The organism is Haloarcula sp. CBA1122 (assembly GCF_009741785.1).
Classification (GTDB): domain Archaea; phylum Halobacteriota; class Halobacteria; order Halobacteriales; family Haloarculaceae; genus Haloarcula; species Haloarcula hispanica.
The window spans coordinates 1-13,310 of sequence record NZ_WPCB01000025.1; the positions used below are offsets into that span (position 1 = coordinate 1).

Sequence of the window (13,310 nt, forward strand, 5' to 3'; positions counted from 1 at the left end):
GGTCCTGTCCTCCGGGTCGGTGTTCAGGTCGCGCCGGGGCTCGGAACCCGGGCGCGCCGGCCGGGGGCCAGTGACCCGCTCCCGGATCGGGCCGAGCCAAAGGAGCCGGCGGGGTCGTAGCCATCGACGGACTGCTCCGCGGGCGTGTCCGGCCCGCTACCGGGGGCCGACGGCGGCCCGATTTCGACATCTAGCTCCTCGGGGTCGGTCCCGCGAGCGCTCGCGAGCGCCTGTTTGGCCGCGCGGGCGACGTCCTCGCTCTGGTCGGTCACGCCGTGGGCTTCGAGCGCCTGCTCCGCGCGGTCGGTCGCGAGTTCGCCGAGGCTCTCGGCGGCTTTCGCCCGGGCAAAGGCGTTCGGCTCCCGGGCCAGCATCGCGGCCAGAATGCGTTCGGCCTCCGGCACGTCCTCGGCGACGCCGCCGAGGAACTGCGCGGCGTACTCCCGGACCGCCGGATGGGGGTCGGTCTTGATACACTCGACCAGCAGCGGCTGGTCGGCGTCGCCGCGCTTGCCCATCGCGATGACGGCGTTCCGTCGGACCCACCCGCTGTCGTCGTCCAGCGCCCCTCTTAGCTGGTCGGCGTCGCCGCCGGCCCGCGAGAGGGCGACGACGGCTTCGGCCCGGACCCACGGTTCGGCGTCGTCGAGCGCCTGCCGGACGACGGCCGGCGCGGCCCCGGCGACACCCAGCGCCTCGACAGCGAACTGCCGCACTTCGGGGTCGTCGTCTTCCAGTGCGCGCTCTCCCAGCGCGTCAATCGTTTCCCGGTCGAGGCCGGACTCGGCCGCATCCACAAGTGCGATGGCGGCGTCCTGCCGAGTCCGGACCTGTGGAGCGTCGAGTGCGCTTCGGACCTCTGTCTCGGTCTCGCCCGGCGTCCGACCGCGTGCGCTCCAGTTCTCGTAGCTCATCGCGCCAGCCTCCAGTAGAGGACAGTCCAGCCGGCGACCGTTGCCGCGATGAGTGTCCCGAGCGACGTGTACAGCGGGTTGCTACTGCCGCCCGAACCGCCGTCGCCGCTACTGGAGTCGCCGCCGCTGGAACCGCCGCCGCTGGCGGCGCTACCTGAACTCGAACTGTCCCCACTGCCGCCGCTCTCAGCCGCCGCGAGCTCACCCGATTCGGTGTCCAGCGTGCTGTACTGCATCGTCAGCGACTTCTTGCCGTTGACCTCGTCGCTACTCCCGTTCCAGACGGCAAAGGCGAGGTACATCGTCTCGTTCTGGCGGAACGCCGCGTCATGCTGGCCCTCGCCGGTGTGTTCCCGGACGAAGACGACGGACCACTCGTCGCCGTTGCGAGTCCCCTGTGCGTTCACGTTCTGCTGTGGCGCGTTGCTCAGCGACCCGTAGCCGGCCGCGTAGTAGTTTTGGCCGTAGTTTTCGTACTGGCTCTGTGATAGCGGGTTCCCGGCCGCACGCCCCGGTTTGGTCTCCTCGTCCGGGTGCGGGTAGGCGTACATATCGTTGCTCCACTCCGCGTTCTTGTCGTTCCCGTACTGCCACTGGGACCGCCAGTACCAGATGTTGACCGGGTCGCCGCCCGCGCCCATCGTGATCGGCGGTTTCTCGCCGCTGTGGAGCATAACGGCCGCCGCGTCGCTGTAGTTCTTCGGCGACCGGATGTTCGTGTCTTTCGTCGGGTCCGTCCAGGTCAGCCGGAAGGCGACGTGGGTCTCGTTGGTCAGCGCCTGCACCTCCATCTCGTCGACGCTCCCGCCGCCGTAGGGGACGGCCATCTGCTGTTTCGACAGCGAGACGGTCCGGGACGGAGCCTCGGTCCAGCGGTCGCTCTCGGCGGTCTGTGGGACCTCGTCGGTCGCGACAAGGGGTTGCTGGCCGCCGGTGACGGCCGCCGCCACAGCCATCTGGCCGGCGACCAGGAGCGCCATGACGAGCGCCGTCGCCGTCGTCGCCCGCCGGGCCGCCTCGTAGTCGAGTTCAACCATCGGCTCTCACCCCCGTTCCGGGCGACACCGGATCGGGATGGCTCGCTTCATCAAACTCAACGAGTGCCGCCGCCAGGTCCGCGGCGGCAGCGTAGACGGCGCTCGCTTCGGGCAGGTCTCGGTCGGAACTGCCGTCGCCGTTGACGGTCTTTCGGACCCGATGGGCGAACGCCGGAACGAAATCCGTGAGGTGCTCGTCTAGCACCGTCGCACCCGCCTGTGCGAGGCGAATGGCCGTCTCGTCGTCGCCGCCGTCGAGGGCGACCGCCCGCTGTGCGGCCAGCACCTGCAGCAGCTCCAGTTCGACGGTGACGTGGTCGTGACGCTCGTCGAACTCGTCGCTGATTTCAAGGCCGAACTCCTCCAGCAGGCCGACGACCGTGGCGATGCGGCGCTGGCTCTCGTTGACCTCCTCGCCGGTGGTGTAGTGGGCCTCGTAGGGGACGACCGGATAGGTCCCCCCGTCGCCCGGGAGGCCGAACAGCCGATTGTACGCCGGTTCGAGCGAGTCCCGGTCGACGCCGTCCAGCGCGTCAAGCAGCGCATCGACCTCGCTGTCGAGCCCGAGTTCGACCCCGGCCTGTCGCACGGCGTCCTGTACCGCCTCGTCCTGTAAATCGGCGACGACGGCCTCATCGGGGTACTGGAAGACCGCCGCGGCGAACCCGTACAGTGCGGCGCGTCGCGTGTGGTGTTGTGGCGTGTTCTTCATTGTACGCACCTCAGGGCTGGTTCGTCCACTGTTCGCCCTCGCGGACCTCCATGGGCTCCTCGATGGGCACGTCGACGACCTTCTCGCCGTTGCGGTCCCAGCCCTTCACGCGGTTCTCCTTGACGTTGTAGGTCTCGATGAGCCGCGTCGTCGCGCCGAACAACTGGAGAATGCCAAGCACTTCGTGGCTGGGGTTGCGAGCCCGCTCCTGGACGATGCGGACCGACTCCTCGTAGGTGTCGCCCGGCCACTCGTTTTCTTTGACCTCGGTGTTCGGCGTGAACATCTGGGTCAGGAACTCCGGCGGGACGTGGTACGGCGGCATGTAGAACACCTGCGGCTGGGTCCCGAACTGCGGGTACAGCGGCAGGGCCACCTTCTCGTCGGAGTGGACGAGGTAGTTGATCGGCGAGCGCCCCGACGCGGCGGAGGATTTGCCCCCTGCCGGCCCGGCGTCCGGCCCGCGGTTGATGTTGCCGTGGAGCCGCGTCTTCCCAATGCAGGAGGAGACACACCGCGGGACGTTCCCCTCCTCGATGCGGGGGTAGCAGCCGACCGGCTTCTCGGTGATGCCGGTTTCGGGGTTGTACATCGGCTTGTGATACGGACAGGCCTTCACACAGCGGCGGTAGCCGCGACACCGCTCCTGATCCAGCAGGACGATACCGTCTTCCTCGCGCTTGTAGATGGCCTTCCGTGGGCAGGCCGCCAGACAGGCCGGGTTCTTGCAGTGGTTACAGAGCCGCGGGAGGTAGAACTGCCAGATGTCGTGGTACTCGTCGTTCTCCAGGTCGGACTCGACGACCTCGCCCTCGGGGTACTCGCCGTGGACCTGATCGTCGCCCAGCGCGGGGTACTCCCAGGCCTGCTTCTCGGCGATGTAGCCGTGGACCTTTTCGCCGTTGTCGGCGGCGTCGAAGATGGTCTGGTCGGCCTCTAAATCGTCGAGCAGCCGCATGTCCCAGCCCATCGGGTAGCCGCCGTAGGGCTCGGTTTCGACGTTCATCCACCACATGTACTCCTCGCCCTCGCCGCTGGTCCAGGTCGACTTACAGGCAAAGGAGCAGGTGTTGCAGTTGATACACCGGTTCGTGTTGATGACCATCCCCCAGTGGTAGTCCCGCTCTTCCTCGCGGTGTTCGTAGGGATAGCTGTGCTCGCGGCCGAGTTGTGGGTTGTACGTTTGTGCCATCAGTCATCGCCTCCTGGGGTCTTCCTGCTGGTACTGCCAGAGCCGCTACCGCTGGGTTGCAAGGACCCGCCGATGTAGTCCTCGACGAGGTTGTCCCGGCGGGCGTCGCCGGGCCACCAGTCCGCTTCCTCGTACTTCTCCACGTCCACGAGGTCGTCCCGGTTGGTCCCCGTCGGAGCCCACACCGTCTCCTCGTAGCCGTGCTCCAGTTCCGCGCCGTACCAGGCGATGTCCTCGTCGACGATGTCGGAGACGTTGGGGTCGCCGAACACCGCCTTGTGGACGAGGTCGTCGGTCTCCTGCAGCGGATCGAGCCAGATGTTGGTGATCGTGTTGTACCCCTTGACGCCGTCCTCGTCGGCCTCGTCGTCGGGGAAGTGCTGGGGCCACCAGCCGTGCCACAGCGTCAGCTGTCCCATGTCGCCGGCCGACCGCGGGCGCTGACGCTCGCTGACCATCGCCCTGACGACGAGGTCGCCGCGCTTGCCGGTGATGCGGACGTAGTCACCGTTCTCTACATCGATGTCTGCTGCGTCGCTTGGATGCATCTCGACGAACGCTTCACCGAGCGGCGCGACGTCTTCGGACTCGCCGTCCCCGGTGGGGAACGAGAAGTCATCGACCAACCGGTCGGTCCCCTCCGGGTCGCCGCTGACGCTGCCGAAGTCCCGCGAGGCCCAGATGAGGTTCCAGTCCGTCATCCCCCACGAGGAGTGGGTCCGGTACTTGGGGTGGGGGGTGTTGTAGTAGAACTGGTTGCCCTCGTCGTGATACAGCGGGTTCTCCTCGTCCTTGGCTTCGTCCCACTTCTTGTTCACGCCGTAGGGAGTCCCCTCGACGCTCTCGACGTGGTCGATGTCGTCCCGACCGAGTTCGATGAACCGGTCCTCCTCCTTGTGGAACTCCATCCGGCCGGTCTTCGTGTAGAACGGTCGGTCTTCGTGGACCTGCGAGTAGAACGGAATCCGCGGATAGGTCTTGAGGTCTAGCCGTTCCGGGCCGTCCTCCAAGTCCTCGACGTCGATGCTCTGGGTCGTCATCCCGCGGTCGAAGGTCTCTTGGATGTAGTTCTTGACGTCGCCGTCTTCCTCCAGGAACTCCTCGAAGTACGCCCGGTAGGAGTCGACGTTTCGCTCCTCGGGCGGAATCTTCTCGTCCAGTTTCTCGGCGACCATCGCGACGGCTTCCCCGTCCTGTTTGGTGTCGTAGATGGGGTCCATCACGCCGTGGTCCATCTGGACGAACGGGTTCTCCGGCCCGATGGTGATGTCGGGGTACTCACACTCCAGCCAGGACGGCACCGGGAGCACGATGTCGGCGTGTCTGGCGGAGTAGGTCATGTGCATGTCCGAGACGATGAACAGGTCGTTCTCGGTGTCTGGGTGTTTGACGAAGTTCTCGATGACGTGTTCCTGATGTTTGGTCTGGTTCAGGAGGTTGCAGTTCATCGTCCACAGGATCGACGGCTTAGACATCGTGTACGAGCCGGCGTTCTTCGGCATCACCGGCTCCTCGGCGTCGCCCTGAGGGACGAGGTCCATCTCGCGGTCGAAGTCGCCGCGAATCTCGTGGGGGTCGAGTTTCTCGCCGCCGAAGAAGGCGAAGGCGTAGCCGGATACATCCCGTGGGCGGCGTTGCCGTCCGGGTTGACGTAGTGGGGGTACCCGTCCAGCAGTTCGATCTTGTACTGGCCGGAGTAGTTGTAGTACCCCTGGCCGGCGTCGCCGATGTTGCCCAGCATCGCCTGGACGAGGAACACCGCCCGCTGGAGCGCGTCGTTGGAGTGGAACCAGTGGTTGATCCCCTCGCCGGTGAACCACTGGCCCTTCTCGGCGTCGGCGAACTCCCGCGCCGTCTGGGCGAGCTTGTCCGCCGGAATCGTGGTGATGTCCTCGACCGTCTCCGGGTCGTAGTTCTCGATGATGTTGTCCCGCTGGCGGGCGAAGTCGCTCCTGACGGCGACAGTCGAGCCATCGGTCAGTGCCACCTCGCTGTCGACGTCTAGCTGTGGCGTGGTCGGCATCTCCTCGCCGACCTCCTCGCGGGTCATCGCTACGGGCTGGCCGTCCTCACCCAGCACCACGAAGTCGCCCCAGTCGTTGTGCTCGTGTTGCTCGTCGATGTCCTCCGCGGGCGGTTCGACGTCCTCGAACACCTCGTGTGCGCGAAGGTATTTGCCCGTGTCCTCCCGGATGAGTAGGGGAAGACTCGTGAACTTCCGCATGAACTCGGCGTCGTACAGTTCCTCGGCCATGATGACGTGGGCCATGCCGAGGGCGAACGCCGGGTCGCTCCCGGGGCGGATCGGGAGCCACCGGTCGCACTTCTGGACCGTCGGCGAGTAGTCCGGATAGACGCCGACCATCTTGCCGCCGCGCTCGCGGGTCTCCTGCAGGAAGTGGTTGTCCGCGAGTTTGTTGTGGATGAGGTTCTTCCCCTGAATGATGGTGTAGTCGGCCTTGCGCCAGGCGACGGCGTCAGAATCGGATGTCTGGTAACCAGTGGTGATGACGTGGCCCGGCGGCAGGTCGGCGTACCAGTCGTACTCGGTCCACTCACAGCCGCCGAAGATGGACGCCAGTCGGCGGCCCGAGCCGTGCCGGGTGAACAGTCCATCTGCCTTGATGGCGTTGAAGATGTGGAACCGCTTGTTGTCCTCTAAGTTCGCCATCTTCTCGGCGATGAGGTCGATGGCCTCGTCCCAGGAGACGCGCTCGAACTCGTCCTCGCCGCGGCCCTCGGGGTTAGGGTCCTCGGGGTCCCACCCCTTGCGGACCATCGGGTACTTGATGCGCGACGGCTCGAACGTCCGGCGGTGCAGGGAGAGCCCCTTCATACAGCCACGGGGGTTCCAGTGCTGGCTGACGCCGGCGTCCTCGTAGCCCGACGGGCCGACCGAGGGTTCCTCGTTGTGATACACCTGCTCGGCCCGTATCGGGACGCCGTTTTTCATGTAGAAGTTCAGCGCACACGACTGGGTGCAGTTGGGGTGACACACCGTCCAGTCCACCTCGTCATAGGCGTAGATGTCGTGGTACACCTGCTCCCAGTCCCGGTTCGGATAGGATTTGAGCGGGTTGTCCACGCTCGTTATCGGTTCCGTGGACTGTGTCGCGCCCCAAGCACCTTCGGCGAGCGCGCCGACCGTCCCTGCGCCAGCCGCGGTCAGGAAGTCCCGCCGTGACAGTTTCACCGGACATCACTCCGTTGGACAGCGCGTATCTGCATACGTGGGACCCACGGCCTTTGCTAAATGAACGATACTACAGGTTCCCAATTGGTGAGACGGGGCACGAAGATATTCGGCGAAAAAGGGTCTAAGGACGGGCTTCTGTTTTCAATACTTTACTGTCGGCTGTAAGTCTGTAAAGAATTTCGCCACCCGGGGTGGCGAATATCTTAAAATAGTTACAGCCAACAGTATTGACTTGCCGAAGACTATCGGTACCTACTCCGGGAGATAAAAATCGGATTTCGATTGTCTGTGCGGGGACGTGTTCCTGAGTTGGGCGATCTTGGACGGGTTCCGATGGCGAACGATGACGACGTCGTAGGCGTCGTCCGATGCAATCGACCCGCCGACACTGCTGATGCTCGTGACTAGGTGGCCGGCGTTTTCGCTTCCGATGAATACCATTGACGCGCCTTCTCTCTTGGCCATCTTACGGATGGCTTTCGCCACCGATCCGGCCGGCGCGTACCGATCCACGACTGTATGTCGGAAATCCGAACTCGGACACAGGTCCATCACCTGCTCGTGCAGTGAGGTGACGACTGTCTCCAGATCGAATTCTTCGTTCGGCCCGATCCAGTCGCGTTCTCGGGCGTACTTGGCATTCTCGTTCCGAATAACGCTGATGGCCAACACGTCCTCTTCGAAGACGGTGCCGAACTCCGTCGCCCGAACGAGTGCTGCCTCGGCCAGTTCGGAGCCGTCGAACGGCACAACGAGTGTCATACGCTGATTACCGGAGCCATAGACAAGTAACATACCGTTCGTTCTTACACGGCGAGAAGACAGCCCGCAATCGAAGAGCCAGTACTGCACCCAGACCCGAGACACGCAGAACGGTAGTCCATCAACTCCCGAGGGACAACCGTTCGTCGCCCATTCGCTTGCCTTGCGCAACGAGACGCTCTCCGTAGTCGGTCCGGGCGTCGTCCCATGACGCCAGCGCGTCTCCGAGCGAACTGTGGCGGTCGAGAGCGGCTTTTAGTTCGACGGCGTCGCTGGCCGCCTTCGCAGTGCCAGCGGCAGTGTGTGGGCGGGCGACGAACGCCGCATCACCGAGCAGACAGACCCTATCGACTGTCATCCGGGGGATCCGGAGGTCGTAAATCGCCTGCACGAAAGGCGCTGCTGTTGTTGCAACGAGGTCGGCAAACACGGGCGGCAGTATCTCGGTCGCCCGCTCGCGCTGGCGCGTTTCGACCGGGTTTTGGAGGTGCCCCGGCGACACGCTGAACTGCTGGCTTGCTCCTGTCGTGTCGGTAAAGATAGTATCACGCTCGCGCCCGCGGAGTGTGTCGTACCAGACCCAGTTGAGACGGCGGTCACCGGGTGCTGTGCTGCCATCGCCGCCTGGGATGAAGTACGCGAGGATGAGCGTTCGCTCTCCCTGATAAAACGTGAAGCGGCCGTCGAACGCGTCGATGACTGCATCCGAAACGTCCGCCTCCGGGACGACACCACGCCACGCGACGTAGTCGGCAAACTCCGGTTCGGTCTCGGGAAACAGTTGCGCACGGGCCGTCGACTGCCCGCCGTCGGCAGCGACGACCAGATCGGCCGCGGTCCGGTCCCCATCGGCGAATCGAACCGTGCCGTCTGTGGCCCTGAGACCGGTGACAGTCCGACCGGCGTGGTACCGGTCGTCCGGGAACGCCGCCCGAAATTGACGGTAGACGGCGTCCCAGGAGGTGAACACCATCGAATCCGGTGTCGACGTCCGTACATCGCCGTCAGCAGTCAGAAACCGCCGCTCACTGGCTCGGGTGGTGATGGTCGCCGGGTCGACGATGTCGTGTCGTGAGAGGAACTGTCGGATCGACTGCTGGGCGACGATGCCGCCGCCGCGACTTCGGAGGTCGCCGGCCGATTGCTCGGCGACCGTCACGTCGTGGCCTGCACTGTCGAGAGCGATGCCGGTAAACAGGCCGCCCATCGACCCGCCGGAGATGGTGACGGACAGGGAATCGGATGGTTCGTTGGCGAGGTCCTGTGACACGGCCCCTCTCAGCGCTTGCCGTACGAAAGGCCTCTGGTCACCAGCCGATGACAGTATCGCTCCCGAACACCAGCCCCGAGAGGCGCTCCTGAAGTTCCCCTGTCGCTTCCGCTGTAAATCATCATACTACGAAGTCCCAATGGTTGCCTCGCACCGAGTCGGACTATTAATGTCAGCCGACACTAAACACGACGTATGCGAGTCGCGGCAGTCGGAATCGGTGGTGCCGGGGGACGGATCGTCGAGCGGCTGTGGCAGGACAACGAACGCCGCGAGACGACGTATCTCGGCGCGGCCTGCGCCGTCGATACGGACACCGAAGCGCTCGACGAACTCGACGCACTTCCGGACGACCGGCGGCATGCCTTCGGGCTCTCCGAAACAAACGGGGCCGGAACGAACGGGGACCGGACGAACGGTACTGCCGCCATCGAAGACGAACGGCTCGAAGTGCGCCGGCCGATAGACCAACTGGTAACGAGCGATATCGACGCTCTCGTCCTCGTGGCCGGACTTGCGGGCGGGACGGGCAGTGGCGCTACGGCCCACATTGCCGACGCACTCAGAGAGATTTACACGATCCCGGTCTACTGCCTGTCGGTGTTACCCGCCGGCAGGGACGACGAAGCAGCCGCCAACACCATCCAAGCACTCCGGGCGCTGGAACCGACCGTCGACGGGCAGATACTGTTCGACAACGAAGCGTGGCTCGGGAGCGGGCAGACGGTCGATGAGGCCGCCGAGACGCTGAACGAGACTGTCGTGACACGGCTGGGTGCACTATTCGCAGCGGGTGAGGCGACGGCATCCGACGCAGTCGGCCAGAGCGTCGTCGACGCCAGCGAAATAATCAACACTCTCTCGGATTCGGGTTTCACTACGCTTGGCTACGCCAGTCAGGACCTGCAAGCGGACGATGGCGGCAGTGACGAGACAGTCATAGACCAGCTCAAGAACCGTTTTCTCGGCGACAACTCGGACGACGTCGACGAAATCGAGGCATACAACGCCGTCGAGACGACACTTCGCCGCGCTGTACGCGGCAAACTGACGGCCCAGTGCGAGCTGGATTCGGTCGACAGAGCCCTGGCCGTGTTTGCAGGGCCGCCCGCGTGGTTGATCCGGGATGCCGTTACCGACGGGCGGCGATGGCTCACGGAGGAACTGCAGTCACCGGAGGTACGGAGCGGTGATATGCCGACGCCGGACCGGGACACGCTGTCGGTTTTAGTCGTACTCAGCGGCGTCACAGAACTGCCGCGACTGGTGGAACTCAAAACGCTGGTCGACGAATCAAAATGAGACGGCCCGTTAGATTCTCGTGGGACTGGAGCCAGACCGTCTGAAGTGCGGAAAAAACGAGACAAAGCGGATTGCACTCAAATAGATTTATAAGTGACAGTTTTCAACGAAACCATACGATGACACGGACTGTCATATCATACGAAGACGGCCACGTCTACGAGTTCGCCCCGAATATGGAACCGCTGTATACGGCTGCAGACGGGGAATCGCTCACATTCGAAACCATCGATAGCCTGAACAAAGCCGTTCAATCAGACGCTGATCTGCTGGATGCGATCCCTGAAGAAGTGAATGCGGCTACAGGGCCGGTTGCTGTCGAGGGAGCTACACCCGGCGACGTCCTCAAGGTTGAGATCGAAGACGTCCGAGTCACCGAGGATCTGGGTCGCGTAATTACGGCACCGGGGTTTGGACTCCTCCAGGATCACGAGGACATCGAACACCCAGCGACGCGCGTGACGGAGATAACCGACGACGGGGAGGCACTCTCGTTCAAGGATATAGAGGTACCAGTCGATCCCGTCATCGGGACCATTGGCGTGGCAACGTCCGAGGAATCGATGTCGACTCTGACGCCACACGACCACGGCGGAAATCTCGATACCACGGATATGACCACCGGGACGACGGCCTACTTTCCGGTGTTCCAGGACGGTGCGATGTTAGCGATGGGTGACTCGAAGGCCGCGATGGCAGACGGTGAAATGTGTGGCACTGGTGCCGAAATCGGAACCGAGATCGACGTCACCGTCTCAGTAATCTCGGATGCCGCTGTCGATCTTGAGCGCCCACTCGTCGACACCGGTGACGCGTGGAAGACGATTGCAAGTGCCGAAACGATGGAAGATGCGGTCAAGACGGCAAACGAGGACCTCATCGGATTGCTCGCTGCCGAACACGAGTACACGCTGACCGACGCCTACCTCTTTTCGAGCCTCGTTGGCGGCCTCGAAATCAGCCAAGTCGTCGACCCACTCGTTACTGTGCGGAACTCCATTCCGCGCGAATACCTCCCAGATCCATTCTAATTATCGCGGCGAATCTTTCAGTCCTGTTGGTACTTAGCGGGACGACAGTTTCAATGGGGACACTCATCTGGATGATGGATTTCTGCTCGTCCTGCTACCGGCATTCCGCAAACTGGTGGCTCTGAATCCGGTGTACACCGTTGAACGAACGTACGCCCTTCCAGAATCGAGAGCTTCTGCTATCGGCCCCCTGCCAAGAAGCCACAAACGGTATCCACTTCTATGCCCCGCTGGAATCGGCTCCGAAAGATGTCGATCCGGTTGCTCCACTACTCTGACATTGAGAACGCTTGCGACGACCCCGTGCGGATGGGTCGGCTTGCCGGAACGATCCAGTCAATCCGCGGGGAGGATACTGTAGTCGCTGGCACCGGCGACAACACTGCACCGGGTGTCCTCGCCCATTACTACGAGGGGTATCAAGCACTGGCGTTTTTCCAGGCAGTGAGTACCGACGTTGAGACGGTAGGGAACCACGATTTTGACTTCGGGACTGCTCCCATTCTGGACGTGGTCTCGAAGAGTCCACAGGAGTGGGTCGTTGCGAACGTTTACGAAAGCGAGAGTGAGGGTGGCGCTCCCTTCGCCGGATTAGACGGGACGACAGTCTTGCATCGAGATGGCCGGCGAGTCGGATTCGTCGGCGTAGTCGATCCCGCGACTCCCCGGATTGCTTCCGGCGCGTCAGAGCTGAACGTGACCAATCCTGTCGAGAGCGTGCGGAAAGCGGTCAGCGAACTCGGCAACAGTGTCGATCATTTCGTCGTCCTCGCACACTTGCGAGACGACTTAGAGACCGACGTTGCGGCCGTCGAGGGTGTCGACGCGGTCCTCGGCGGCCACGTCCACAGGGAGCGCCACGAGGCTGTCGACGGAACACTGGTTGTCCGCCCCGGAGCGAACGGGCAGGTGGTCTGGGAAGTCGAACTCTTCGACGGGGACCGCTCGCCGATTGCCACCCGTCATTCGACAGCCGAGGGACCTATCGACGAGTCCGTGGCCGACATGACCCGCGAACGGCTGGCCGATGTCGGTCTGCTGGAGACTGTTGCCACTGTCGACGATCCGATCCATCGAGGCCTCGACCGGCGAACCCGCGGCGAGAGCCGCGTTGGCAACCTCGTGGCTGACGCCTATCGCTGGGCGGCTGATACTGACGTCAGCTTCGTCCACAATGGTGGCCTTCGAACGGGGCGACCCCTGTCCGGCGAGGTCACTGCTGGCGAGGTGGCCAGCGTACACCCCTTCGGCGGTACGGTAGAAGTCCTCGGCGTCTCCGGTGAACAACTACGAACCCTCTTGCAGGCGGCCTTCCGTCCACACCGCGAGGACGGACGGCTCTGGCACGGCGACGTCAGCGGGATGACCGTCGAGTACGATTCCGAGGCTGGACGGCTAATCGGTGTGGCTGTCAACGGCCAGAGTCTCGAAGCCGACCGAGAGTACAGACTTGCCACCAACTCCTACGTCGTCTACAGCGATCACTGGCCGATTCCACACGAGGCAACCATTGACTCGTTCGGTCTCCCGTTCGAGGCCGTCGCAGACTACGCTCGCGAAGAGGGCATCACTGTTCAGGTTGGTGGCCGACTCCAGAACTGCTGACCGGGTCCCGCCACGGATGGCCCTTCTGCAACTGTCTCCTTCAGGAACTGACCGTTCCAGAACTACTCTGTCGTAGTAACCAACAGTACTTGCTATCGACGGGCCTTGTTTCGACGCGGTGCAGGTCGGCCGAGTCGGTAGCTATCGGAAAAACGAACTCGACCAGAGACCCCCACAGACCGGTCCTGTTCAGCCGACACAGACACCACCCCACGTTATTGGAGACCTCTAAACAGGGCCGTATATAGTATTACGAGTCACGGTGGACGGTTCATAGTAATCAGTATAT

General features: G+C 63.5%; 9 protein-coding genes and 1 pseudogene. 3 read left to right on the forward strand and 7 right to left on the reverse strand.

Translation table 11 applies throughout. The annotated features are described in order from the left end of the window. Positions 1-23: 23 nt before the first annotated feature. The 7 genes and pseudogenes from GJ630_RS11315 to GJ630_RS11345 all read right to left on the reverse strand — a co-directional run bounded on the left by GJ630_RS11315 (position 24) and on the right by GJ630_RS11345 (position 9,047). Positions 24-914: a HEAT repeat domain-containing protein gene (locus GJ630_RS11315; protein ID WP_252718789.1), complete on the reverse strand. Its 891-nt coding sequence runs from the start codon at positions 912-914 to the stop codon at positions 24-26. Further along, complete coding sequence (locus tag GJ630_RS11320) at positions 911-1,951, reverse strand: ethylbenzene dehydrogenase-related protein (protein WP_191449914.1); 1,041 nt, start codon at positions 1,949-1,951, stop codon at positions 911-913. Before GJ630_RS11320 ends, GJ630_RS11315 begins: the two co-directional genes overlap by 4 nt. Beyond that, a complete protein-coding gene (locus tag GJ630_RS11325; protein ID WP_050007320.1) occupies positions 1,944-2,663 on the reverse strand; it encodes a molecular chaperone in 720 nt (239 codons plus the stop codon). Before GJ630_RS11325 ends, GJ630_RS11320 begins: the two co-directional genes overlap by 8 nt. A gap of 10 nt (positions 2,664-2,673) precedes the next feature. Continuing rightward, positions 2,674-3,855 (reverse strand): 4Fe-4S dicluster domain-containing protein, encoded by a 1,182-nt coding sequence (locus GJ630_RS11330; RefSeq protein WP_064287192.1) that lies wholly within the window; start codon positions 3,853-3,855, stop codon positions 2,674-2,676. After that, positions 3,855-7,048 (reverse strand): annotated as a pseudogene (locus GJ630_RS20590) (molybdopterin-dependent oxidoreductase). Before GJ630_RS20590 ends, GJ630_RS11330 begins: the two are co-directional and overlap by 1 nt. 255 nt (positions 7,049-7,303) lie before the next feature. Beyond that, the gene (locus GJ630_RS11340; RefSeq protein WP_064287194.1) at positions 7,304-7,813 is read right to left on the reverse strand and encodes a universal stress protein; all 510 of its coding nucleotides are present in this window, start codon (positions 7,811-7,813) and stop codon (positions 7,304-7,306) included. Positions 7,814-7,934: 121 nt separating this feature from the next. Then, positions 7,935-9,047, reverse strand: coding sequence for an FAD binding domain-containing protein (locus tag GJ630_RS11345; RefSeq protein WP_256369593.1), 1,113 nt, complete (start codon positions 9,045-9,047; stop codon positions 7,935-7,937). Between the two features lie 231 nt (positions 9,048-9,278). Between GJ630_RS11345 and GJ630_RS11350 the strand changes: the two genes are divergently transcribed. The 3 genes from GJ630_RS11350 (at position 9,279) to GJ630_RS11360 (ending at position 13,021) form a co-directional block, all read left to right on the forward strand. Then, a complete protein-coding gene (locus tag GJ630_RS11350; RefSeq protein WP_191449916.1) occupies positions 9,279-10,385 on the forward strand; it encodes a tubulin/FtsZ family protein in 1,107 nt (368 codons plus the stop codon). 119 nt (positions 10,386-10,504) lie between these two features. Further along, positions 10,505-11,416, forward strand: coding sequence for an acetamidase/formamidase family protein (locus GJ630_RS11355; protein WP_014030955.1), 912 nt, complete (start codon positions 10,505-10,507; stop codon positions 11,414-11,416). Between the two features lie 249 nt (positions 11,417-11,665). Continuing rightward, the gene (locus GJ630_RS11360) at positions 11,666-13,021 is read left to right on the forward strand and encodes a bifunctional UDP-sugar hydrolase/5'-nucleotidase (RefSeq protein WP_191449917.1); all 1,356 of its coding nucleotides are present in this window, start codon (positions 11,666-11,668) and stop codon (positions 13,019-13,021) included. Positions 13,022-13,310: the final 289 nt, after the last annotated feature.